Origin of the sequence: Brevundimonas diminuta, assembly GCF_022654015.1 — a bacterium.
GTDB lineage: Bacteria > Pseudomonadota > Alphaproteobacteria > Caulobacterales > Caulobacteraceae > Brevundimonas > Brevundimonas diminuta_C.
Genome location: NZ_CP073063.1, coordinates 1,892,726 through 1,916,359 on the forward strand (window position 1 = coordinate 1,892,726; position 23,634 = coordinate 1,916,359).

Annotated in this window: 21 protein-coding genes; 20 read left to right on the forward strand and 1 reads right to left on the reverse strand. The window is 65.8% G+C overall.

Translation table 11 applies throughout. From position 1 onward, the window contains the following. Positions 1–66 precede the first annotated feature (66 nt). From proS to KAK88_RS09385, 3 genes are read left to right on the forward strand one after another with little or no spacing between them, the layout of a single operon-like run. Complete coding sequence (proS, locus tag KAK88_RS09375) at positions 67–1,383, forward strand: proline--tRNA ligase (protein ID WP_242076444.1); 1,317 nt, start codon at positions 67–69, stop codon at positions 1,381–1,383. Next, positions 1,380–2,666, forward strand: coding sequence for a lipoprotein-releasing ABC transporter permease subunit (locus KAK88_RS09380; protein WP_242076445.1), 1,287 nt, complete (start codon positions 1,380–1,382; stop codon positions 2,664–2,666). Before proS ends, KAK88_RS09380 begins: the two co-directional genes overlap by 4 nt. Further along, complete coding sequence (locus KAK88_RS09385) at positions 2,659–3,363, forward strand: ABC transporter ATP-binding protein (RefSeq protein WP_242076446.1); 705 nt, start codon at positions 2,659–2,661, stop codon at positions 3,361–3,363. Before KAK88_RS09380 ends, KAK88_RS09385 begins: the two co-directional genes overlap by 8 nt. A gap of 14 nt (positions 3,364–3,377) precedes the next feature. Here KAK88_RS09385 and msrA read toward each other — a convergent pair whose 3' ends face one another. Then, positions 3,378–4,001, reverse strand: a complete 624-nt coding sequence (gene msrA, locus KAK88_RS09390; RefSeq protein WP_242076447.1) for a peptide-methionine (S)-S-oxide reductase MsrA — start codon at positions 3,999–4,001, stop codon at positions 3,378–3,380. Between the two features lie 385 nt (positions 4,002–4,386). Between msrA and dnaE the strand changes: the two genes are divergently transcribed. The 17 genes from dnaE to lpxB all read left to right on the forward strand — a co-directional run bounded on the left by dnaE (position 4,387) and on the right by lpxB (position 23,633). After that, positions 4,387–7,851, forward strand: a complete 3,465-nt coding sequence (gene dnaE, locus KAK88_RS09395; protein ID WP_242076448.1) for a DNA polymerase III subunit alpha — start codon at positions 4,387–4,389, stop codon at positions 7,849–7,851. An 87-nt stretch (positions 7,852–7,938) separates the two neighbouring features. Next, on the forward strand, positions 7,939–8,535 hold the full coding sequence (locus KAK88_RS09400; protein ID WP_242076449.1) for a DUF4142 domain-containing protein: 597 nt from the start codon (positions 7,939–7,941) through the stop codon (positions 8,533–8,535). A 226-nt stretch (positions 8,536–8,761) separates the two neighbouring features. Then, positions 8,762–9,625, forward strand: coding sequence for a 30S ribosomal protein S2 (rpsB, locus tag KAK88_RS09405; protein ID WP_017503967.1), 864 nt, complete (start codon positions 8,762–8,764; stop codon positions 9,623–9,625). A gap of 111 nt (positions 9,626–9,736) precedes the next feature. Next, positions 9,737–10,678, forward strand: coding sequence for a translation elongation factor Ts (gene tsf, locus KAK88_RS09410; protein WP_039247421.1), 942 nt, complete (start codon positions 9,737–9,739; stop codon positions 10,676–10,678). A 127-nt stretch (positions 10,679–10,805) separates the two neighbouring features. Beyond that, positions 10,806–11,540: a UMP kinase gene (gene pyrH, locus KAK88_RS09415; protein ID WP_045811327.1), complete on the forward strand. Its 735-nt coding sequence runs from the start codon at positions 10,806–10,808 to the stop codon at positions 11,538–11,540. A gap of 39 nt (positions 11,541–11,579) precedes the next feature. Then, the gene (frr, locus tag KAK88_RS09420; protein ID WP_017503964.1) at positions 11,580–12,137 is read left to right on the forward strand and encodes a ribosome recycling factor; all 558 of its coding nucleotides are present in this window, start codon (positions 11,580–11,582) and stop codon (positions 12,135–12,137) included. Between the two features lie 118 nt (positions 12,138–12,255). After that, positions 12,256–12,948, forward strand: a complete 693-nt coding sequence (uppS, locus tag KAK88_RS09425; protein ID WP_233156567.1) for a polyprenyl diphosphate synthase — start codon at positions 12,256–12,258, stop codon at positions 12,946–12,948. Continuing rightward, positions 12,948–13,766 (forward strand): phosphatidate cytidylyltransferase, encoded by an 819-nt coding sequence (locus tag KAK88_RS09430; protein ID WP_112862081.1) that lies wholly within the window; start codon positions 12,948–12,950, stop codon positions 13,764–13,766. Before uppS ends, KAK88_RS09430 begins: the two co-directional genes overlap by 1 nt. Next, on the forward strand, positions 13,763–14,959 hold the full coding sequence (gene dxr / locus KAK88_RS09435) for a 1-deoxy-D-xylulose-5-phosphate reductoisomerase (RefSeq protein ID WP_242076450.1): 1,197 nt from the start codon (positions 13,763–13,765) through the stop codon (positions 14,957–14,959). The genes KAK88_RS09430 and dxr overlap by 4 nt, the downstream gene beginning before the upstream one ends. 27 nt (positions 14,960–14,986) lie before the next feature. After that, positions 14,987–16,204, forward strand: a complete 1,218-nt coding sequence (locus KAK88_RS09440) for a M50 family metallopeptidase (protein ID WP_242076451.1) — start codon at positions 14,987–14,989, stop codon at positions 16,202–16,204. A gap of 29 nt (positions 16,205–16,233) precedes the next feature. Then, on the forward strand, positions 16,234–18,693 hold the full coding sequence (bamA, locus tag KAK88_RS09445) for an outer membrane protein assembly factor BamA (protein ID WP_242076452.1): 2,460 nt from the start codon (positions 16,234–16,236) through the stop codon (positions 18,691–18,693). Between the two features lie 32 nt (positions 18,694–18,725). After that, positions 18,726–19,331: an OmpH family outer membrane protein gene (locus KAK88_RS09450; protein WP_045811205.1), complete on the forward strand. Its 606-nt coding sequence runs from the start codon at positions 18,726–18,728 to the stop codon at positions 19,329–19,331. A gap of 7 nt (positions 19,332–19,338) precedes the next feature. Beyond that, positions 19,339–20,352, forward strand: a complete 1,014-nt coding sequence (gene lpxD, locus KAK88_RS09455) for a UDP-3-O-(3-hydroxymyristoyl)glucosamine N-acyltransferase (RefSeq protein WP_242076453.1) — start codon at positions 19,339–19,341, stop codon at positions 20,350–20,352. Continuing rightward, the gene (gene fabZ / locus KAK88_RS09460; protein WP_045811203.1) at positions 20,349–20,843 is read left to right on the forward strand and encodes a 3-hydroxyacyl-ACP dehydratase FabZ; all 495 of its coding nucleotides are present in this window, start codon (positions 20,349–20,351) and stop codon (positions 20,841–20,843) included. The genes lpxD and fabZ overlap by 4 nt, the downstream gene beginning before the upstream one ends. Further along, the gene (gene lpxA / locus KAK88_RS09465) at positions 20,843–21,631 is read left to right on the forward strand and encodes an acyl-ACP--UDP-N-acetylglucosamine O-acyltransferase (protein WP_242076454.1); all 789 of its coding nucleotides are present in this window, start codon (positions 20,843–20,845) and stop codon (positions 21,629–21,631) included. The genes fabZ and lpxA overlap by 1 nt, the downstream gene beginning before the upstream one ends. Continuing rightward, on the forward strand, positions 21,628–22,467 hold the full coding sequence (gene lpxI / locus KAK88_RS09470; protein WP_242076455.1) for a UDP-2,3-diacylglucosamine diphosphatase: 840 nt from the start codon (positions 21,628–21,630) through the stop codon (positions 22,465–22,467). Before lpxA ends, lpxI begins: the two co-directional genes overlap by 4 nt. After that, the gene (lpxB, locus tag KAK88_RS09475) at positions 22,464–23,633 is read left to right on the forward strand and encodes a lipid-A-disaccharide synthase (protein ID WP_242076456.1); all 1,170 of its coding nucleotides are present in this window, start codon (positions 22,464–22,466) and stop codon (positions 23,631–23,633) included. The genes lpxI and lpxB overlap by 4 nt, the downstream gene beginning before the upstream one ends. Position 23,634: the final 1 nt, after the last annotated feature.

Sequence of the window (23,634 nt, forward strand, 5' to 3'; positions counted from 1 at the left end):
GCCTAGCTTTCGCCCCGTCCGAGCGGCTAAAGCCTTGTTCCGTCTCTACGCCTAGGATTCCCGACCATGCGCCTGTCGCGCTTTTTCCTGCCCACGCTGAAGGAAGCTCCTTCGGACGCCCAGATCGTCTCGCACCAGCTGATGCTGCGCGCCGGCATGATCAAGCAGGAGGCCGCCGGTATCTACGCCTGGCTGCCGCTGGGTCTGAAGGTGCTGCGCAAGATCGAGCAGATCGTGCGCGAGGAGCAGATGCGGGCAGGGGCCGTCGAATTGCTGATGCCGACGCTGCAACTGGCCGACCTGTGGCGCGAGAGCGGCCGCTATGACGCCTACGGCCCCGAGATGCTCCGCATCACCGACCGGCATGAGCGCGAGCTGCTGTACGGACCGACCAACGAGGAGATGATCACCGACATCTTCCGGGCCTATGTGAAGTCCTACAAGTCGCTGCCGCTGAACCTGTTTCACATCCAGTGGAAGTTCCGCGACGAGCGCCGTCCGCGCTTTGGCGTGATGCGCGGCCGCGAGTTCCTGATGAAGGACGCCTATTCCTTCGACGTGGACGAGGCCGCGGCCCGCGTCGCCTACAACCGCATGTTCGTCGCCTATCTGAACACCTTCGCCCGCATGGGCTTGAAGGCCGTGCCGATGCGCGCCGACACCGGCCCCATCGGCGGCGATCTGAGCCACGAGTTCATCGTCCTGGCTGAAACCGGCGAGAGCGAGGTCTTCTGCGACCGCAAACTGGTCGAGATGCCCGCGCCCGGCGACGACTTCAGCCCGGAAGCCGTCCAGGCCGTCTTCGACGAACGCACCGCCCTCTACGCCGCCACCGAAGAGATGCACGATCCGTCGCAGTTCGAGGCCAAGACCGCCGAGGGCGACCGCCTGTCGGCGCGCGGCATCGAGATCGGCCACATCTTCTATTTCGGCACCAAATACTCCGCCCCGATGAAGGCCAAGGTCGCCGGGCCCGACGGTCAGGACACCGAGGTGCACATGGGCAGCTATGGCGTCGGCGTGTCGCGCCTGCTGGGGGCCATCATCGAAGCAAGCCACGACTCCGGCGGCATCATCTGGCCCGACGCGGTCGCGCCGTTCGACGTGGTCGTGATCAATCTGCGCGCCAATGATGAGGCTGTCTCGGCCGCCTGCGAAGACGCGGTGGCCCAGCTTGAAAAGCTCGGCAAGGACGTCCTCTACGACGACACCGACGAACGTCCCGGCGGCAAGTTCGCAACCGCCGACCTGATCGGCGTGCCGTGGCAGCTGACCATCGGTCCGAAGGGATTGGCGGACGGCGTGGTCGAACTGAAACGTCGCGCCACTGGCGAGAAGGTCTCCGTAACGCTCGCCGAAGCTATCGAAAGGCTGACCGCTTGAGCCTGCCGTCTCGTCCGTCCGGCGCCTTCTCCTCGTGGGAGATCGGCCTGGCCCTGCGCTACCTGCGCGCCAAGCGCAAGGAAGGCGGCGTCGCCACCATCGCGGTCATCAGCTTCATCGGCATCATGCTGGCCGTGGCCGTCCTGATTAGCGTGATGAGCATCATGTCAGGCTTCCGCAGCGAACTGCTGGGCCGCATGCTTGCGTTCAACGGCCACATGTATGTGCAGGGTCAGGTCCTGACCTCGCCGGATCGCGAAGCCGCGCTGAAACGCATCCAGGCCGTGCCCGGCGTCGCCAGCGCCAGTCCGCTGAACGAGGCGCAAAGCCTGATCCGCGTCGGCAGCTATACGACCGGCGCCATCGCCAAGGGCATCCGCCCTGAGGATCTGGCCAAGACCCAGTATGTCTTCGACAGCTTAAGCCCGCAGGAACGCGCCAGCTTCGGCAAGGGACCCTATGGCGGCGACCGCATTCTGGTCGGCGCGGCCCTGGCCAATTCCATGGGCCTGCGCGTCGGCGATCCGGTGACCCTGTATTCGCCGACCGGGGCCGACAGCGCCTTCGGCAACCTCGGCGGACTTGAGAAGACCTATTTCGTCGGCGGCCTGTTCCGTTCGGGCGCCGCCGACTACGACCGCGCCTTCATCTTCATGCCGCTGGAGCAGCAGCAGCTCTTCTTCGGCAAGGAAGGGGTCTGGGATGCGATCGAGATCAAGGTCAACGATCCCGATCAGGTCGGCGCCCTGACCGCCGCCATCCGCGACGCGGCCGGTCCCGGCTCGGTCGTCAGCGACTGGCGCGAGCGGCTCGCCGCCTTCTACGGCGCGCTGAAGGTCGAACGCGTGGCCATGAGCATCATCCTGGGCCTAGTCGTCGCCATCGCCGCCATGAACATCATCTCCGGCATCGTCATGCTGGTGAAAAACAAGGGCCGCGACATCGCCATCCTGCGCACCATCGGCGCCAGCCCCTCGGCGATCCTGCGCGTCTTCTTCATGGCCGGCGCCATGATCGGGGTCGCGGGCACCATCGCGGGGTTGATCCTGGGTCTGCTGTTCTGCTGGAACATCGGCTCGATCCAGCATTTCCTGGAGTTCGTGCTGCAGACCAAGCTCTTCGATTCCGACGTCTATATGCTGGACGCCATCCCGGCCCTGGTCGATCCGGTGGACGTGACGTGGGTGGCCTTCTGGTCCCTGTTGATGAGCTGTATCGCCAGCCTGCCGCCGTCTTGGAACGCGTCTCGCATCGATCCCGTGGAGGCGCTGCGCTATGAGTAAGGCTCCCATCCTTTCGGTGCGCGGCCTGACCCGCACCTACGACACCGCCCAAGGCGGTCTGACTGTGCTGAGGGGCGTCGATTTGGATGTCTATCCCGGCGAACTGGTCGGGCTGATCGGGCCGTCGGGCTCGGGCAAGTCGTCCCTGCTGCACGCCGCCGGCCTGTTGGAGAAACCCACCAGCGGCACGGTCGCCATCGACGGCGAACAGGTCGGTGATCTGGACGAGCGCGCCCGCACGCGTCTGCGCCTAGGCCGGATCGGCTTCGTCTATCAATTTCACCACCTGCTGCCCGAGTTCGACGCGCGCGACAATGTCGCCCTGCCGATGCGGATCGCCGGGGTGGCCCAGGACGAGGCGCGCAAACGCGCCGAGGTCACGCTGACGGCCCTGGGGCTGGGCGAACGCCTGACGCACCAGCCGGCCCAGCTGTCCGGCGGTGAACAGCAGCGCGTCGCCATCGGCCGCGCGCTGGCCAACGGCCCTCGCCTGCTGCTGGCCGACGAGCCGACCGGCAATCTGGATCCGACCACCAGCCAGTCGGTGTTCGAATCCCTGCGCAACCTGGCCAAGACGACGGGCGTCGCCGCCCTGATCGCCACCCACAATATGGAGTTGGCCGGCCATATGGACCGCGTCTTCGCCCTGAAGGACGGTCATTTGGAGCAGCGCGAGGCCCAGAGCCACGCCTACTGAGTCATGCGTATCGCTCAGCTGACGGCGGCGTCGCCCCAGATCGCTCGCAGACGTTCGGGGCGGCGGCATCCGATCCGGTAAGCCTGATAGCTGGCGGCGTGGCGCTTGGCGTAGTTCTGATGCTCCTCGCCGGCTGGCCAGAACCGCTGGGCGCCGACGACTGGCGTCGTGAAGCTCTTTCTCAGCACCCGCATGGCCGCATCGCGCGAGGCGACGGCGTCCGCGCGTTGGGCCGCTGTTGCAAAGACGGCGGATCGATAGGACGGGCCCTGGTCGCAGAATTGACCATTAGGATCGGTCGGGTCGATGGTGCGCCAGTAGCGATCGACCAAGGTGCGATAGCTGACGACGCGCGGATCGAAGGTCACCTGCACCGCCTCCATATGGCCGGTGCCGCCGCGCACCACCTGCTCATAGGTCGGGTTGGCGGTATGGCCGCCGACAAAGCCGGACACGGCCGAGCGCACCCCCTGCACGTCGTCGAAGGCCTTCTCCTCCGACCAGAAGCAGCCGCCGGCGAAGATCGCGGTCTGAAACGCCGTCTGCGCCTCGGCCCGACGGGCCGAGGGCGCGCCGATCGCCAGCGCAGCGACGGTCAAGGATGCAACGGCGGCGAGGGCGGTCGTGCGAAGGGACATGGTCTCATCTCCTGTTGCAGTGACTACGACGGCGACGCGCAAACGGTTTCACTGAGAACGACTTGACCGGAACAAAACGCCAACATAGAACATTAGCAGAACATATCGGATGTCTCGGAGCCAAGGTCATGCCGCGTTTGATGAGAGATATGCTGTCGCTGGCGTCGTGCGGCGGTTTCGTCTGGATGGTCTGGACCGTGGCGATCAGCGTCACCGCCTGAGATCAGACGAATTAGACACTTTAGACGGTGTTTTTTCGAGGACCGTCCGAAGCCAGCGATCCACAGCCGATCCGTGGGGCGACCGGTTTGCAATGGCCGCGCGACGCCCGATATGAGACTCAGGATAGGGTAGGGCTCGGCAGCGGGTCAGGGTCGAAGAAGGCGTGAACGAGCCGGTGAACAGTCAGGGTTTTGTCCATCTGCGGGTCCGTTCGGCCTATTCGCTGCTGGAAGGCGCGATCAAGGCGGCCAAGGTCGGTAAGCTGGCGGCCGACGGCGGAATGCCGGCGGTTGGGGTGGCGGACCGGGCCAATCTGTTCGGCGCGCTGGAGTTCAGCCAGACGGCGAAGGATGCAGGTGTTCAGCCGCTCGTGGCCTGCGCCCTGCCGGTCTTCGGCATCGGCGGCCAGATCAACGCCCGCTGGGCCAAGGTTCCGACCGTGGTGCTGCTGGCCCAGGATACGGCCGGGTGGCTGAACCTGTGCGCCCTGTCGTCATCGGCCTATCTGGACGCCGGAGAAATGGCCGAGCCGGGCGTGGCCTGGGAGCAGGTGATCGCCCGCTGCGAAGGCCTGATCCTGCTGTCCGGCGGCCCGGACGGACCGATCGATCCGCTGTTCGCCCAAGGCAAGAAGACCGAAGGCGCCGCCGCCCTGTCGGCGATGAAGGCGGCGTTCGGCGACCGCTTCTACGTCGAACTGCAACGCCACGGGCTTGAGGACGAAAAGCGCGCCGAGCCGGGACTGGTCGAATGGGCCTACGCCAACGACGTGCCGCTGGTCGCCACCAACGACGTCTATTACGCCAAGGCGGCGCAGGCGAAGTCTCACGACGCCCTGCTGTGCATCGCCGACGGCGCATTCACCGGCCAGGAGGATCGCCGCCGCATCACCGGCGAACACTGGTTCAAGCCCGCCGCCGTCATGCGCGAGTTGTTCGCCGACCTGCCCGAGGCCTGCGACAACACCATCGACATCGCGCGGCGCTGCGCCTTCCTGGTCAATACGCACGCGCCCATTCTGCCGCGTTTCGATACCGGGGCAGGTCGCTCCGAGGCCGATGAACTGGCCCACCAGGCGCGAGAGGGGCTGAAGGTCCGCCTGGCCGAGGTCACGCCGGCCGTGCCGGAAGAGGAATATTGGACCCGCCTGGAATGGGAGGTCGGGATCATCCAGCAGATGGGATTCCCCGGCTACTTCCTCATCGTGTCGGACTTCATCAAATGGGCCAAGACCCACGGCATTCCCGTGGGACCGGGGCGCGGCTCCGGCGCCGGCTCGCTGGTCGCCTGGTCCCTGACCATCACCGATCTGGATCCCTTGCGGTTCGGCCTGCTGTTCGAGCGGTTCCTGAACCCCGAACGGGTCTCCATGCCCGACTTCGACATCGACTTCTGCCAGGAGCGGCGCGAAGAGGTGATCGACTATGTGCAGGACCGCTACGGCAAGGACCGGGTGGCTCAGATCATCACCTTCGGCACCTTGCAGGCGCGGGCCGTGCTGCGCGACGTGGGCCGGGTGCTGCAGATGCCGCTGGGCCAGGTGGACCGGCTTTGCAAGATGGTGCCGAACAACCCGGCCGCGCCCGTCACCCTGGCGCAGGCCATCGACATCGAGCCGCGTCTGAAGGAGGCGCGCGATGCCGAGCCGGCGGTGAAGACCCTGCTGGAAACCGCGCTGGAGCTGGAGGGGCTATACCGTAACGCCTCGACCCACGCCGCCGGCATCGTCATCGGCGACCGGCCGCTGACCGAACTGGTGCCGCTGTATCAGGATCCGCGCTCAACCATTCCGGCGTCCCAGTTCAACATGAAATGGGTCGAGCCGGCGGGGCTGGTGAAGTTCGACTTCCTGGGCCTGAAGACGCTGACGGTGCTGGATCGGGCGCGGGGCTATCTGGAACGGCGCGGCGCAGCCAAGGACTGGAACAGCCTGCCGCTGGACGATGCGCGCACCTATGAGCTGATGGCTTCTGGCCAGACGGTCGGGGTGTTCCAGCTGGAATCCCAAGGCATGCGCGACACCCTGCGCAAGATGCGCTGCGGCTCCATCGAAGAGATCACCGCCCTGATCTCGCTTTATCGGCCGGGGCCGATGGAGATGATCGACACCTATATCGACCGTAAGTTCGGGCGCGCCGAGGTCGATTACCTACACCCCAGCCTGAAAGAGGTGCTGACCGAGACCTACGGCGTCATCATCTACCAGGAGCAGGTGATGAAGATCGCCCAGATCCTGGCGGGCTACAGCCTGGGCGAGGCCGACCTGCTGCGCCGGGCCATGGGCAAGAAGAAGAAGGAGGAGATGGATTTCCAGCGCCTTCGCTTCGTCAAGGGCGCGGCCGAAAAGGCCGTGCCGGAGGCGCAGTCCGGCTCCATTTTCGACCTAGTCGCCAAATTCGCCGGATACGGCTTCAACAAGTCCCACGCCGCCGCCTATGCGCTGATCTCGTTCCAGACGGGTTGGCTGAAGGCCAATCAGCCGGTCGAGTTCTTCGCGGCCTCCATGAGCCTGGACTTGTCGAACACCGACAAGCTGGCGGTCTTCTATCAGGACGCCAAACGGTTCGACGTGCCGGTGCTGGCGCCCGACATCAATCGCTCGTCCGCCGACTTCGACGTGGCCTGGGACGATGACAAGGGGGCGGTGCTCTACGCCCTGGGGGCGATCCGAAACGTGGGTCTTGAGGCGATGAAACACGTCATCGAGGTACGCGAGACGGGCGGGCGGTTCGCCGACATCTTCGACTTCCTTGAGCGCGTCGATCCGCGCAGCGTCAACAAGCGCGCGCTGGAAGGCCTGGCCAAGGCCGGCGCCTTCGACAGCATTCACCCCAACCGGCGTCAGTTGCTGGAACAGGCCGACGTTCTGATGGCCTATTGTCAGAGCGTGGCGGCCGAGCGCGCCTCGTCGCAGGTATCGCTGTTCGGCGGCGACCAAGCCCATGCCGCGCGCCCGCGTCTGAAGAGCGTCGAGCCCTGGGTTGGGCCAGAGCGGCTGGATCATGAACTGTCGGCGGTCGGCTTCTATCTGTCGGGCCACCCGCTGGATGAGATGACCTCAGCCCTGAAGCGCAAGCGCGTCACCTTCGTCGCCGAAGCGATCCCGCTGGCGGAGTCCGGCCACGAGGCGTTCCAGATGGCGGGCGTCGTGCGTCGCAAACAGGAGCGGGCCAGCGCGCGGACGGGCGAGAAGTTCGCCTTCGTGACCTTCTCGGATCCGACTGGCGAGTTCGAATGCCTGTTTCCGCCCGAACAACTGCGCAAATGCCGTGAGGTGCTGGAGCCCGGCGCCTCGGTCATGGTGCGGGTGCGCGCCAAGTCGTCGGAAGGGGAGGTGCGCTTCTTCGGCGACGACGCTTCGCAAATGGACAATCTGCTGGACGACGCCAACATCGGCCTGCGCATCCATGTCTCGGCCCGCAGCGCGGACGCTGAGGCCCTGAAGGCGCGGCTTGAACGCGCGCGATCAGGCGCGATCGGCAAGGGGGGAGAGGTGTCGTTGATGATCGCGGGCCTCGATCAGGGGCGCGAGGTCGAGGTCAAGATTCCCGGCCGCTACCGTCTGGACGGCGCCTTGCGTGGCGCGTTGAAGTCAGCGCCGGGCGTCGTCATGCTGGAGGACGCCTAAGCCTTCGCGGATATGGTCAAGCTTTTGATTTTCCGGAACCTCACGGACGCGTGATGGGTTTGGTCAGTCCATAGGGAGACTGTTCCAATGAAATATCTCGCCATCGCCAGTGTCGCCTCGCTGGCCCTCCTCGCCGCCTGCAACCAAGGTGGCGACAGCGCCGCCCAGAACACCAGCGAAGCGGTCAACGCCACCCAGGACGCCACGTCCGGCGTCGTGGGCCAGACCTCGGCCATGACCATGGGCGCCAACACCGTCGACGGTTTCGTCACGGGTCTGGGCACCGGCAACATGTATGAGCTGGAAGCCGCCAAGATCGCCGCCGCCAAGTCCAAGAATGCCGACGTGAAGGCCCTGGCCGCCATGATCACCAAGGATCACACCGCCGCTGGCGAGAAGCTGGCCGCCGCCCAAGCGACCGCCGCGCCGAACGTCGCCATCCCCACGACGCTGGACGAACGCCGCAAGGGCCTCATCGACAATCTGAACGCTGCGACGCCGGACGACTTCGACAAGGTCTATCTGGACCAGCAGGTCGCCGCCCACAACGAGACGCTGACGCTGCTGAACGGCTTTGCCGACAACACCGAGGCGCCCGCTCTGGCCACTCTCGCGCGCGAGTTGGTGACGCCCGTCACCGCGCATCGCGACCGCGCGCGGACCCTGCTGGACGCGATGAAGTAAAGGCAGTCGTCGCGTTGCTGACCAAAGGCGGTCCCGAAAGGGGCCGCCTTTTCGCATTTGCAGGGCTGCGCTTGCTATTGCGGCCCATCCGGCCTACATGGCCCCCGCATTTCGCAACGCGGGAGAGGCGCGCTTCGGGGAGACATCCCGATCCGCACCATTCCGAGGGTCTTTTAGACCTTTAATCCCCCGCGCCACGTTTGATCGGAAAAAGGACTGAACGATCATGGCTCTGCCTGAATTCTCGATGCGCACCCTGCTTGAAGCCGGCGCCCACTTCGGCCACCAGACGCACCGCTGGAACCCGAAGATGGACCGCTACATCTTCGGCTCGCGCTCGAACATCCACATCATCGATCTGTCGCAGACGATGCCGCTGTTCCACCAGGCTCTGGTGGCCGTGCGCGAAGTCGCCGCCAAGGGCGGTCGCGTTCTGTTCGTCGGCACCAAGCGCCAGGCCGCAGAGCCGGTCGCCGAGGCCGCGAAGCGCTGCGCCCAGTACTACATGAACAACCGTTGGCTTGGCGGCACGCTGACCAACTGGCGCACCGTTTCGGGCTCGATCGCTCGTCTGCGTGAGCTGGAAGGCATTCTGGAAAACGGGGGCGAAGGCCGCGTCAAGAAAGAGCTGCTGAACCTGCAGCGCGAGAAGGACAAGCTTGAGCTGTCGCTGGGCGGCATCAAGGACATGGGTTCGATCCCGGACATCATGTTCGTGATCGACACCAACAAGGAAGCGATCGCGATCCAGGAAGCCCGCAAGCTGAACATCCCGATCATCGCCATCCTGGACACCAACTCGGACCCGGACGGCATTACCTATCCGGTCCCCGGCAACGACGACGCCGCTCGCGCCATCCAGACCTACTGCGACCTGATCGCCGACGCCGTCTTGGACGGCCTGGCCGCCGGCGCTTCGGCCTCGGGCATCGACCTGGGCGCTTCGGAAGCTCCGGTCGAGCCGATGCTGCGTGAAGCCTCGGCCCCCAAGGCTGAAGCCGAAGCCGCGCCGGCCGGCACGGAAGGTGCCGCCGCCGAACTGGAAGCCGCTGCTGAGCCGGCTGCCGAAACCGAGAAGGCCGAGGGCTGATCGCCCGCCGGGCGGCGTTCGCGTTCTTGAGCGCCGCCTGACGAACTGACACACGGCCGGGCTAAATCAGTCCGGCCGTTCCCACATACGAAATCCCCCAAGGAGAAGAACATGGCCGAGATCACTGCCGCCCTCGTGAAGGAGCTTCGCGAGCGTTCGGGCGTCGGCATGATGGACTGCAAGAAGGCGCTGGTCGAAAACGACGGCAACATCGAAGCAGCAATCGACTGGCTGCGCGCCAAGGGCCTGTCCAAGGCCGCCAAGAAGGCCGACCGCGTCGCCGCCGAAGGTCTGGTCGCCGTCGCGTCGAAGGAAGACGGCAAGGGCGAAGTCGCCGCCGCCATCGAGTTCAACGCCGAAACCGACTTCGTCGCCCGTAACGAGCTGTTCCAGAACGCCGCCAAGTCGTTCGCCCAACTGGGTCTGGAGCACCACTCGGTCGAGGCCCTGCACGGCGCCGAACTGGAAGCCGGCAAGACGGTCCAGGACGAAGTGACCAACATGATCGCCACGATCGGCGAGAACATGCAACTGCGCCGCGCCGCCCGCCTGTCGGTGTCGGAAGGCGTCGTCTCGACCTACGTCCACAACGCGGTTTCGCCGGGTGTCGGCCGTATCGGCGTGCTGGTGGCCCTGGAAGGCGAGGGCGACAAGACCGCGCTTCGCGAACTGGGCCGCAAGATCGCCATGCACGTCGCCGCCACCGCGCCGCTGTCGCTGAACACCGACGACCTGGACCCCGCCGCCATCGAGAAGGAACGCGCCGTTCTGATCGAAAAGGCCAAGGAAGAAGGCCGCCCGGAAGCCATGATCGAAAAGATTGTGGAAGGTCAGATCAACAAGTTCCAGAAGGACGTGGTGCTGTCCAAGCAGCCGTTCGTCATGGATCCGGACGTGACCATCGAGCAACTGGTCGCCAACTCGGCCAAGGAACTGGGCTCCTCCAACCTGCACCTGGCCGGCTTCGTCCGCCTGGCGCTGGGTGAAGGCGTCGAGAAGGTCGAAGGCCCCGACTTCGCGTCGGAAGTCGCCTCCATGATGGGCGGCAACTAAAAAACATTCCCCTCATTCGTGAGGGTTTTGTATCAGAAGGGCGCGTTCGGCTTTGATGGCCGGCGCGCCTTTCGTCTATAAGAAGCCGCCTGATTCAATGGCGCCGCAGTCAAACGGACCTTCCCGCATGCCCGACGCCCCCTCGACCTTCCGCTACAAACGCGTCCTGCTGAAGGTGTCGGGCGAGGTGCTGATGGGCGACCAGTCGTTCGGCGTCGACATGAAGACCGTCGATGCGGTGGCCAAGGCCGTCGCGGATGTCGCGGCCGAGGGCGTCGAAATCTGCCTGGTCATCGGCGGCGGCAACATCTTCCGCGGCCTGTCCAAGGCGGCGGCCGGCATGGAGCGCGCCCAGGCCGACTATATGGGCATGCTGGCGACAATCATGAACGCCCTGGCCATGCAGTCCGCGCTGGAAAAGATCGGCGTCTCGACCCGCGTGCAGAGCGCCATTCCGATGGCGGCCATCGCCGAACCCTACATCCGCCGTCGCGCTCTGCGGCATCTGGAAAAGGGCCGGGTCGTGATCTTCGCCGCCGGCGTGGGCGCACCGTTCTTCACCACGGACTCGGGCGCGGCGTTGCGTGCGGCCGAAATGGGCTGCGACGCCCTGCTGAAGGGCACCAGCGTGGATGGGGTGTACACCGCCGACCCGAAGAAGGATCCCGACGCGACGCGTTACGAGACCCTGTCCTATCAGGACGTGCTGGCCAAGGATCTGCGGGTCATGGACGCCTCGGCCATCGCCATGATGCGCGACACGGGCATACCGATCGTGGTCTTCTCCATTCGGGAAGACAATTCGCTGCGCCGGACCCTGACCGGCGAAGGCACGTTCACGGTCATTCAGGACGTCGCCTGAACGTTCGCCTGACCAGGAAAGACAAGAGAGACCAAGACCATGGCAAAGCCTGACCTCAAGACCTATCGCGACCGCATGGATCGCTCCGTCGCCGCTCTGAAGGAAGAGTTCAGCGGTCTGCGCACCGGCCGCGCCAACGCCGGCCTGCTGGAGCCCGTGCGGGTCGAAGCCTACGGCTCGGCCTCGCCCTTGACGGCCGTCGCCGCCATCAGCGTGCCCGAGCCCCGGATGCTGAGCGTCAACGTCTGGGACAAGGGCATGGTGGTCGCCGTCGAAAAGGCGATCCGCAACGCCAACCTGGGGCTGAACCCGATCGTGGACGGCCAGACCCTGCGCATTCCGGTGCCGCCCCTGACCGAGGAACGCCGCAAGGATCTGGTCAAGCTGGCCGGCAAATACGCCGAGCAGCAGAAGATCTCGGTTCGCAACGTCCGCCGCGACGCCAACGACGACCTGAAGAAGGCCGAGAAAGCCGGCGAGATCAGCCAGGACGAGCAAAAGAAGATGGAGACCGAAGTCCAGAAGGACACCGACGCGGCCATCAAGCGCATCGACGAGACCTTGAAGACCAAGGAACAAGAGATCATGCAGGTCTGAGGCGAAACGGCTGGGTCCGGAAGGGATCGCAAGACAGATGACGGCAGACCGCGCCGCGCCTTCAGGCCAAAGCCCAGAAAAGCAGGGTCAGGACGGCCCGCGCCACGTCGCCATCATCATGGACGGCAATGGACGCTGGGCGAAGGCGCGCGGTCTGCCGCGCGCCCTTGGCCATCGCGAAGGCGTCCAGGCGCTGAAGCGCACGATCCAGGCGGCGCCGGATCTGGGCATCGATTGTCTGACGGTGTTTGGCTTCTCGACCGAAAACTGGAGCCGTCCCGAAGACGAGGTGTCGGACCTGATGGGGCTGGTGCGGTCCTACGTCGCCAGCGATCTGGCCCGGCTGACCAAGGCCGGCGTGCGGCTGAAGATCCTGGGGCGACGCCAGGGACTGCCGGCCGACATCGCCGCCATCATCGAAAGGGCCGAGGCCCAGACCGCACATAACGACCGGTTCCTGCTGCAGGTCGCCTTCAACTACGGCGGTCGCGCGGATCTGGTGGACGCGGCGCGTCGCCATATGGAGCGGGTGCTGGCGGGCGAGACGGTCGAGCCTTTCAACGAGGCGATCCTGACGGCCGGGCTGGCCACGGCGGGCTCGCCGCCGCTTGATCTGATCGTGCGCACATCGGGCGAGCAGCGGCTGTCGAACTTCCTGTTGTGGGAGGCCGCCTACGCCGAGCTGGTCTTCCAGGACATTCTGTGGCCCGACTACGGCCCAAAGGCCTTGGCTGAAGCGATTTCGGCCTTTGGTCAGCGCGACCGCCGTTTCGGCGGACGCGTGATCGCGCCTGAGCGCGCGACGGCCTGATGGCGGTCAAGGGTCGGGATATCGCCCTCAGGGCTGCGTCCGCCGTCGTGCTGGCGCCCGCCGCCGTCGCTGCGACGTGGGGCGGCGGCGTGTGGTTCCTGGCGCTGATGATCGTCGCCAGCGTCGTCCTGGCGTTCGAATGGGCAGCGATGAGTGCGCCCCATGCGCGCCGCGTCATGGGCGGCGCGGTCAGCTTCGGCGTCGTGGCGGCGGTGATCAGCGCCCATTTCGGCGCCATGTCCGTGGCCTTCATCATGCTGGTGTTCGGCGCGGTCGCGGCCGGGGTCTATGCCCGCAGCCGAGGGCAGGAGGCGCTGGATGCCGCCTATGGCGTGCTCTATCTCGGCTGGCCTTCAGTTCTGCTGATCTGGCTGCGCGACGTCGACAGTTTGATCGGGCTGCACTGGACCGTGCTGGTCTTCGCCGTCGCCTGGTCGGCCGACATCGTGGCCTATCTGGCGGGATCCACTTTTGGCGGACCCAAGCTGTGGCCGCGCTTCTCGCCGAACAAGACCTGGTCCGGGTTCATCGGCGGCGTTGCGGCCGGCGCGGTTGCGGGCGCCGTCATGACGGCCTGGGTCAATATGGGCGCCCTGAGCGTCGTCTGGGGGGCGGTGCTGGGCTTGGCCGCGGCCTTGGCGACCATGGCGGGGGACCTGTGGGAATCGGCGCTGAAGCGACGGTTCGGGGTCAAGGATGCGGGCAACACCATTCCGGGCCACGGCGGCCTGCTGGACCGCGTCGATGGCCTGATGTTCGCGGTCGTGGTCGTCGCGGCTGGCCGATTGATCGTCCTGATGCTGGAGCGTGGGGCGTGATCCGGCGTCGCATCACTGTGCTTGGCGCGACCGGATCGGTCGGCGCCTCCACACTGGACCTGATGGCTCAAGCCGAGGCGACGGGCACGGGCGCGTTCGAGGTCGAGGCCCTGACGGGCGGCGCCAATATCGCTAAACTGGCCGAGCAAGCCAGGCGCTGGCGGCCCAAGCTGGCCGTGACCGCCGATCCGGCTCGGTTGGAAGAGCTCCGCGACGCCTTGTCCGGCACGGATGTCGCTGTCGCCGCCGGCGACGCGGCCATCGTCGAGGCGGCGACGCGACCTGTCGATTGGATCATGGCGTCCATCGTCGGAGCGGCGGGTCTGAAGTCCGCCTGGGCGGCGGCGGGAACGGGCGCGACCCTGGCCTTGGCCAATAAGGAAAGCCTGGTCTGCTGCGGCCCAGCGTTGATCGAACGGGTCAAGCGGGCAGGGGGGCGCTTGATCCCCGTCGATTCCGAACACTCCGCCATCTTCCAGGTGTTTCCGGCCGAAGCGCCTGAGCGCGTGGCCAAGCTGATCCTGACGGCATCGGGCGGACCGTTCCGCCAGACTTCGCGCGAGCAGATGGTCGGCATCACGCCCGAACAGGCCGTCGCCCACCCCAACTGGAGCATGGGGGCCAAGATTTCGGTCGATAGCGCCACCATGGCCAACAAGGGCCTAGAGATGATTGAGGCGGCCTATCTGTTCGATATGCCGCAGGATCGGATCGACGTCGTGGTGCACCCCGAATCGATCATCCACAGCCTTGTGGAATATGTGGACGGTTCGACCCTGGCTCAGATGGGACCGCCGGATATGCGCACGCCGATCGCCTGCGCGCTGGCCTGGCCGGACCGGATCGCGTGGCCGGCGCCCAAGCTGGATCTGGCTGAGCTAGGTCGGCTGACGTTCGAAGCGCCCGATCTGACGCGCTTTCCCGCCCTCGATCTGGCGCGTCAGGCCCTGAAGGCGGGGGGCGCGACGCCGGCTGTGTTCAACGCCGCCAACGAGGTCGCCGCCTTCGCCTTCCTTGACCGCAAGCTGGCGTTTCTCAATATTGCCGCAGTCGTCGCCGAAACCCTTGAGCGTGCGACGAAAGCGGGGATGGCTTTCGGTTCTGGAGATGCCTGCGGCGCGGCCCTCTCGGTCGACGCCGAGACGCGTCGAATGGCCGAGACCGTCATCGCCGGCCTTGCGAATGCGGCCTGACAGCAGGCCAGGGGAGACGATTTTCGAATGCTGGGCGTCCTGGGTCAGGTCCTGATCTCCATCGCCTCGTTCCTGCTGGTGCTGACCTTCATCGTCACCATCCACGAACTGGGTCACTTCCTTGTTGCGCGCGCCTTTGGCGTGAAGGTGGACCGGTTCGCGGTCGGCTTCGGCAAGGCCGTGGCCAGCCGCACGGACCGTCACGGCATCGAATGGCGTCTCGGCTGGCTGCCCCTGGGCGGCTATGTGAAGTTCTCGGGAGATCTGGATGCGTCCAGCGTGCCTGATCGGGCCGGGCTGGACGAACTGCGTCGCCGCGTGGTCGCCGAGTGTGGACCGGGCGCCGAGCGCGATTATTTCCACTTCAAGCCGGTCTGGCAGCGGGCCCTGATCGTCGCGGCCGGGCCCATGGCCAACTTCATCCTGGCCATCACTATCTTCGCCGTCGTCTTCATGGCAGTCGGCGTGTCCTTGCGCCCCGCGCGCGTCGCGCAGGTCCAGGCGGGATCGCCCGCCGCCGCCGCCGGATTCCAGGTCGGCGACCTGGTCACCGAGGTGAATGGCAAGGCCATCAAGGACGGCAGCGCGGTCACCCGCACCGTCATGCTCTCGACCGGCGATCCCGTGCGTTTCACGGTCGAGCGCGCCGGGCGTCCGGTCGAACTGGTCGCGACGCCGGAACGCCGCGAGGAAAACGACCCCATCGCCGGACGGGTCAAGGTCGGCCGTATCGGCCTGGGGCTGGGCTCGTCGGCCGGGGATGTCCGCCACGTGCGTTACGGCCCTGTCGACGCCGTGGTGGAGGGTGCGCGCCAGACGGCCGACATTATCGGCTCGACTCTGACCTACCTCGGACGCCTGGCGACGGGTCGCGAGTCGGGCGATCAGTTCAGCGGCCCGCTAGGCATGGCCAAGGCGACGGGCTCACTGACCACGGCTGCGGTCGAAGCCAATCCAGCGCCTGGCGCCATGGCGATCAACCTGATCCTGACGCTGACAACCTTGGCCGCCATACTTTCGATCGGAATCGGCTTTCTAAATCTGCTTCCCATTCCGGTCCTCGACGGCGGGCACCTGCTTTTCTACGGCTATGAGGCTGTGGCGAAACAGCCTGTGTCGGCGCGGTTCCAGGAGATGGGCTATCGTGCAGGCCTTGCGCTTTTGGCGGGATTTATGTTGTTCGCAACGTGGAACGACCTACAGAAGCTCAATATCTTCCAATTCCTCGGCGGGCTCGTCTCGTGAGCCGACGCCAGCCCCCGACGGTTTCCCGAATGAATGACATGACCTCTCGCGCCGCCGTTCGACTGAGCGCCCGCTCCAGCCTGCTGGCTCTGGCGGTCGCTGCTGGGCTGGGCGCGCCTGCGCTGGCGCAGACTGCGTCGGCCCAGACCGCGCCGGCGACGACGACGCCTGCTGCGCCGGCTCAAACGCCAGCCCAGACGGCCCCGGCGAGCGCTGCCGAACCGCGTGTCGAGATCGCTGCGCCGCAGACGATCACGATCAATCGCATCATCGTGCAGGGCGCGCAGCGGATCGACCAGACGACGGTACTGTCCTATCTGCCGATCCGCCCCGGTGACGCTGTCGACGCCTCAGTGCTGGACGTCGCGGTGCGCACTCTGTCGCGCACGGGCCTGTTCGCCGATGTGCAACTGGGCATCCAGAACGGAGATCTGATCGTCCAGATCGTCGAGAACCCCATCATCAACCAGGTGGTGTTCGAGGGAAACAAGGCGCTGTCGAAGGACAAGCTGACCAAGGAAGTGACGCTGGCGCCGCGCGGCATCTATACCCGCGCCAAGGTTCAGGAGGACGTCGGCGCCATCGTCGAACTGTATCGCTTGCAGGGCCGCATCTCTGCGACCGTGACGCCCAAACTGGTCCAGCTGGAACAGAACCGCGTCGATGTGATCTTCGAAATCAACGAAGGCCCGCAGACCGGCATCAGCGCCATCAACGTCTTGGGCAACGAGGCGTTTTCGGATCGCGACGTGCGCGGCGTGATGGTCACCGAGAAATCGACCTGGTGGAAGTTTTTCTCAAACAACGACAACTACGATCCTAACCGCCTGGAATACGATCAGGAGCAGCTGCGGAAGTTCTACACCAACCGCGGCTATTACGACTTCCGCGTGGTGTCCTCGGTCGCCGAGCTGCAGCCCGACGATCAGGCGTTCCAGCTGACTTTGACGCTGAACGAAGGCGACAAGTATAACTTCGGTGAGATCAAGGTCGTCACCCAGAACGACCGGCTGAACGCCGACTTCCTGAAGGCTCTGGTGCCGATCCGGGAAGGCCAGCTGTACGAGAGCGACAAGATCGAACAGGCGGTCGACGCCCTGACGTTCGCGGCCGGTTCGGCCGGTTACGCCTTCGTCGAGATCAATCCGACCTACAAGGCCAATCCCGAGACGGACACGGTCGATGTGACCTTCAACGTGTCCGAGGGCCAGCGGGTCTATATCGATCGCATCAATGTGGTCGGCAACACCCGCACGATCGACCCGGTCATTCGCCGCGAACTGCTGCTGACCGAGGGCGACGCCTTCAACCGCGCCCTGATGGAGCGCTCGCGCAACAATCTGCGCGCCTTGGGCTTCTTCAAGGACGTGACGGTCGAGGAAACGCGCGGCAGCGCGCCGGACCGCTCGGTCATCAACGTCAACGTCCAGGAACAGCCGACCGGCGAACTGTCCGTCGGCGCGGGCTTCAGCTCCGTCGATTCCTTCACGGTCAACCTGGGCATCTCGGAGCGGAACTTCCGTGGACGCGGGCAGAACGTGGTCGCCCGTCTGGAGTGGGGCTCGCTGCGCCAGCAGGTCGACTTCCGTTTCACCGAGCCGAAGTTCCTGGGACGTGATCTGCGCGCCGGCTTCGACCTGTTCCACTCGCGCTACGACCTGAGCCAGTACTCGTCGTACGACTATCGTTCGACCGGCGCGGGCCTGCGTCTGTCCTATCCGCTGAACGGCAATATGCTGCTCAGCACGCGCTATTTCCTGAAGTCCGACGAGATCATCGTGCCGACCGGCTTCTGCTCGGGCGTGGGCCAAGGGTCTTCGGCACTGTGCGACCAGATCGGCAGCTTCATCAACTCGTCGGCCGGCTATACGCTGCAGGTTAACTACACCAACGATCCGATCCGTCCGACGCGCGGCTGGGCCGGGTCGCTGCGTCAGGACCTCGCGGGTCTGGGCGGCGACGTGAACTATGTGAAGACCGAGGCTGATGCGAGCTGGTACTATGGCATCACCCCAGCCTGGGTCGTCAGTGTTCAGGGCTCGACCGGCTACGTCAGCGGCTGGAACGGCGACCCGATCCGCATCAACGATCGCTTCTTCAAGGGCGGCAACAGCTTCCGCGGCTTCGAGACGGCCGGTATGGGACCGCGAGATCTGAATACGACCGACGCCCTGGGCGGCAACTTCTACGCCATCGGCACGGTCGAGCTCACCGTGCCGAACTATCTGCCGGAGCAATATGGCATCAAGACCTCGCTGTTCGCCGATGTCGGTACGTTGGGCGTTCTGGATGACCGCTACAAGCTGACGTCCACCGGAACGGTGAACACCAACATCGCCGATGAGCTGTCGCTGCGCGCGTCGGCTGGCGTCAGCATTCACTGGAAGTCGCCGATGGGTCCGATCCGCTTCGACATCTCCAAGGTCCTTTCCAAGGAAGATTACGACAAGACGGAATCCTTCCGCTTCTCGACCTCCACTCAGTTCTAATCGCGGCTTTTTCGACCGCACGAGGAAACACCATGAAAGCTCTGATCATCGCGGCGACCGCCGCTGCTTCGCTCATCGCCACCGCCGCCTCGGCGCAACAGGCCGGCGCGCCCGCCAACCCCGGCCCGGTCATTCCCGGCGTCTGCGTCTATTACAATGCGCGTCTTCTGGCCCAGTCGTCGGCCGGCCAGGCCGTCGAAGCCCGCATGCAGCAGCTGGCCCAAGAAGTTCAGGGCGAGCTGCAACCTTATGCAACCCAGATCCAAACCGAAGCCCAGCAGTTGCAATCGGCGGGCTCCAGCCTGCCGGCCGACCAACTGCAACAGCGCCGTCAGGCCCTGCAGCAGCGCGCTCAAGAAGCCCAGCAGCTGGAAGCCACCCGTGAAAACGAGCTGCGCTACACCCTGGGCATGCAGCGTCAGGCCATCACCGAGGCCGTTTCGCCGATCCTGACCGCCCTGTATCAAGAAAAAGGCTGCGGCTTGCTGCTGGACCGCGAGAGCGTCTTCATGATGAACCCGGCCATGGACGTCACGGACCTGGCGATCCAGCGCCTGAACACGGCCCTGCCGACGCTGAGCTTCAACCGTATGGCCGTGCCGGCTCAGACGCAGGCTCAACCGGCCGCCGCCAACTAAGTCGTCGATGCCCGATTCCCGCTTTTTCGAAACCCTGTCGCCCCTTAGCGTCTCCGATCTGGCGGCGCAGATCGGCGGCGAGGTCGAGCGGGGCGGGGATCGCATGATCGCCTCCGTCGCGCCCTTGTCCTCTGCGGACGGGGGCGCGATCGCGTTTTTGGGTGACCGCAAGTTCGCCGCTGCGCTGGCGACGACACAGGCCGGCTGTGTCATCGTGCCGGCTGAGGCCAAGGACGCCGCGCCGTCGTCCGCCGCTGTCATCGTCTCGCGCACGCCGCAAGCCGCCTGGGCCAAGGCGTCGCTGGCGCTGCATCGGCCTATACTCCTAGACAAAGCGATCAGCCGCGACGAGGCGGCCGAGGACGACAGCGTCGTGGTCGAACCCGGCGCGATCCTGGGGCAGGGCGTCCGTATCGGTCGCGGGTCTCGCATCGGCGCCAACAGCGTCATCGCGCCGGGCGTGCAGATCGGCCGGGATTGCGTGATCGGCGCCAACGTCAGCGTGGCCTTTGCGCTGATCGGCGACCGGGTGAAGCTGTATGCCGGCGCCCGGATCGGCGAAGCGGGCTTCGGCGCCACGGGGACAGCGGCGGGGGTCATGGATATTCCGCAACTGGGCCGCGTCATCCTTCAGGACGGCGTGACGGTGGGCGCCAACTCCTGCATCGACCGCGGCGCCTATGACGACACCGTCATCGGCGAGAACACCAAGATCGATAATCTGGTCATGGTCGGCCACAACTGCGTCATCGGCCGTAACTGTCTGCTGGTCGCCAATACCGGTATCTCGGGCTCGGTGACCGTGGGCGACAATGTCATCTTCGGCGGCAAGGCGGGGATCGGCGACCACATCACGATCGGAGAGGGCGCGCGTGTCGCGGCCGGCGCCGGCGTGCTGGCTGATGTTCCTGCCGGCGAAACCTGGTCGGGTTATCCGGCGCGTCCGATCCGACAGTTCTTGCGCGAGACGGTCTGGCTCGCCAAACAGGCCTCATCGAAGAAGGCTCCGAAGGAATCATAGGGATGAGCGACACGACTGCCGTCGAAGGCAAGATCGATTACGCCGAGGTGATGCGGCGGCTGCCGCACCGTTATCCCTTCCTGCTGGTGGACAAGGCCGAAGACTTCGTGCCCGCGACGTCGATCGTCGGCATCAAGAACGTCACCCACAACGAGCCCTTCTTCCCCGGTCACTTCCCGATCGATCCCGTCATGCCCGGCGTGCTGATCGTCGAGGCCATGGCCCAGACCGGCGCCCTGCTGATGTCCAAGACGCTGGATGTCGCCGTGGCCGACAAGGTCATCATGTTCATGTCGATCGACGGAGTTCGCTTCAGAAAGCCCGCGCGGCCCGGCGACCAGCTCCGTATGGAGGTCAAGGTGATCCGCGCCCGAGGCGACGCCTACAAGTTCCGGGGCGAGACCTTCATTGACGGCAAGCTGGCGGCCGAAGCTGAGTTCATGGCGATGGTCGTGACTGTACCTGCTCCGGCGCCTGGGCCGGCGGCCTGATGACCGTTCACCCCACGGCTCTGATCGACGCGACGGCGACCCTGGGCGAGGGTGTCGAGGTCGGCCCCTGGTGCACGGTCGGGCCGAATGTGGTGCTGGGCGACAATGTGCGTCTGGTCAGCCATGTCGTGGTCCAGCAGGACACGACAGTCGGGGCCGGGACGGTCATCCACCCCTTCGCCGTCATTGGCGGCGACCCGCAGCACAATGGCTACAAGGGCGAAACGGTTCGGCTGGAGATCGGCGAGAACAACCTGATCCGCGAGCACTGCACCTTCAATCGGGGCACGCCGCAGGGGACGGGCGTGACGATCGTGGGTTCGAACAACCTGTTCATGACCGGCGCCCATGTCGGTCACGACTGCGTCGTCGGCGACAATGTGGTCATGGCCAACAACGCGACTCTCGGCGGTCATGCTCAAGTCGGGGACAAGGTGTTCCTGGGCGGACTGTGCGCGGTGCACCAGAACGGCCGAGTGGGGCAGGGCGCGATCATCGGCGGTCTGGCGGCGGTGACGCGCGACGTCATCCCCTATGGCTCGGCCTGGGGCAATCATGCGCGGCTGCGTGGGCTGAACTTGATCGGGCTGAAGCGCAAGGGCTACGGCAAGGATCAGGTGCGGCGTCTGCTCACGGCCTACCGCGATCTGTTCGAGGGCGAGGGCGAGTTCGCCGGTCGGATCGATGGCGTGGCGGAACGCTATGCCGACCTGCCCGAGATCATGGAGATCATCGCCTTCATCCGCGACGGCGGGCGGCGTCCGCTGTGCCTGCCCAACGCGGAATGAGCGCATCTGGAAAACTGGGGCTGATCGCAGGCGGCGGTGATCTGCCGGCGGCCGTCGCGACGCGTTGCGACGCGCTTGGGCGGCCGCTTTTCGTGATCCGTCTGGCGGGGTTTGCCGATGAGCATCTGGCGCGTTGGCCCGGCGCCGAGTTCGGGATGGCGCAGATCGGCGCGATCCTGAAGGCGTTGAAGGCCGAGGGCTGCACGACCGTGTGTCTGGCAGGCATTGTCAATCGGCCGGATTTCAAGACGCTCAAGCCTGACTTCAAAGGGGCGACCCTCTTGCCGGGCATCGTCGCCGCCGCCTCCAAGGGCGATGACGCCCTGCTGCGCAAAATCCTGTCAGTGTTCGAGGCCGAAGGCTTCGCCGTCGAGGGCGCCGACGACATACTGGGCGGCGACACGCTTGGCGCAGGCGCGCTGGGCGTCGTATCGCCGACCGAGCAGCAGTTAGGCGATCTGAAAAAGGCGCTGCATGTCGCCGAAAAGTCAGGCGAACTCGATATCGGTCAGGGCGCCGTGGTCTGTGACGGCTTGGTTCTTGCGGTCGAGGCGCAGGAAGGGACGGACGCCATGCTGACCCGCGTCGCTGGCCTGCCCGCCGACTTGCGTGGAGCGGTCGATAGCCCCAGGGGTGTGCTCGGCAAGGCGCCCAAGCCTATTCAGGATCTCCGCGTCGATATGCCCGTGATCGGGCCGCGCACGGTCGAAATCGCGGCGGCGGCGGGTCTGGCGGGCATCGGCGGCTTGGCGGGACGTTTGATCCTGATCGATCGCGCGGCCATCGTCGAGACGGCGAACCGTCTGGGCCTGTTCGTCTGGGGCGAGGATCGGTGAGCCGCCCGCTGAAGATCATGCTGGTGGCGGCTGAGGCTTCGGGCGATGCGCTGGGCGCGGGTCTAGCCAAGGCGTTGAAGGTGCGGTTGGGGGACGATGTGGCCTTTGTCGGCGTCGGCGGGCCCAAGATGGCGGCCGAGGGCGTGGTCAGCCCGTTCGACATCGCCGAACTGTCGATCCTGGGCTGGATCGAGGGCTTGCGCGCCTATGGCAAGGTCAAGCGGCGCGTCGAGCAGACGGCGGCGCTGGCCGAGCGGGAAAAGCCCGACGCCGTTGTGCTGATCGACAGTTGGGGCTTCACCATCCGTGTGGCCAAGGCGATCCGGGCCGCGCGACCGGACCTGCCGCTGATCAAATACGTCGGGCCTCAGGTCTGGGCCTCACGGCCGGGCCGGGCCAAGACCTTGGCAGGCGCCGTCGATCACCTGCTGGCCCTCTATGGCTTTGATGCGCCCTGGTTCGAGCGCGAGGGCCTGCCGACAACCGTGGTCGGATCGTCGGCGCTCCATGTGAATGTCGACGCTGCGGACGGCGCAGCGTTTCGCGCGCGCCGTGGGATCGCGGCCGATGCGCAGCTTCTCTTGGTGCTGCCCGGCAGCCGGCCCAGCGAGATCACCCGAATGGCCCCCGTCTATGAGGCGACGGTCAGAAAACTGAAGACCACGAATCCCGGGCTGGAAGTCGCCGTAGTCGCCGCGGGAACCGTCGCTCACGATGTTGCGGGCCGCGTCGCCGCCTGGCCCTTCCGCGTTCACCTGGTGGATGAAGCCGAAAAATATGACGCCATGCGCGCCGCGACCGTCGCCCTGGCCACCAGCGGCACCGTGTCGACCGAACTGGCGCTTGCGGGCGCGCCGATGGTCATCGCCTACAAGATCGACGGGCTCAGCTATCAGCTGATGAAGCGGTTCGTGACCGCCAAACACATCACCCTGTTCAATGTCGCGGCCGACGACCGGATCGCACCCGAGTTTATCCAGCACGAGGCGACCCCGGCCATCCTGACGGCGGGGGTCGGGCGGCTGCTGGCCGACCCAGTGCTGGCGGCCGAACAGGCGCGTCGCCAGACGGCGGCATTGGACCTGATGGGGCGCGGAGGTGCAGACCCCTCCGCACTGGCTGCCGACGCCGTGCTCAGGGTCATCGCCAACAAGTCGGCGCGCTGAC